Raw genomic sequence first — 601 nt, 5'->3', positions numbered from 1 at the left:
CCGAAATACTCCACCACAACACGGCGGGCAATCAAAATACAAACTTTGGTTTCACACCAAGTGGAATGCAACGGAAGGCAGCGACACTCCTGCGGGATATGCGCGTCTACGTGAGACACCGCAGGCTGAAAGCCGAGGAGGCTCAAGGACCGCCCGCGGAAAGGGAGTGCCTGCAGTGAAATGCAACGTCCGAAATACTCCACCACAACACGGCGGGCAATCAAAATACAAACTTTGGTTTCACACCAAGTGGAATGCAACGGAAGGCAGCGACACTCCTGCGGGATATACGCGTCTACGTGAGACACCGCAGGCTGAAAGCCGAGGAGGCTCAAGGACCGCCCGCGGAAAGGGAGCGCCTGCAGTGAAATGCAACGTCCGAAGTACTCCACCACAAAACGGCGGGCAATCAAAATACAAACTTTGGTTTCACACCAAGTGGAATGCAACGGAAGGCGGCGACACTCCTGCGGGAAATGCGCGTCTACGTGAGACACCGCAGGCTGAAAGCCGAGGAGGCTCAAGGACCGCCCGCGGAAAGGGAGTGCCTGCAGTGAAATGCAACGTCCGAAATACTCCACCACAACACGGCGGGCAATCA

General features: G+C 56.2%; 1 protein-coding gene. It reads right to left on the bottom strand.

The annotated features are described in order from the left end of the window. Positions 1 to 449: hypothetical protein (locus tag AS888_RS26540; protein ID WP_221408620.1), on the bottom strand; the 449-nt coding region annotated here is incomplete at its 3' end. Between the last annotated feature and the right edge of the window lie 152 nt (positions 450 to 601).

The sequence above is a fragment of the Peribacillus simplex genome, from assembly GCF_001542915.1.
Lineage (GTDB): Bacteria > Bacillota > Bacilli > Bacillales > DSM-1321 > Peribacillus > Peribacillus simplex_B.
The sequence above is the reverse complement of the archived record's forward strand: the minus strand, read 5'-3'. Positions and strand labels throughout refer to the sequence as shown.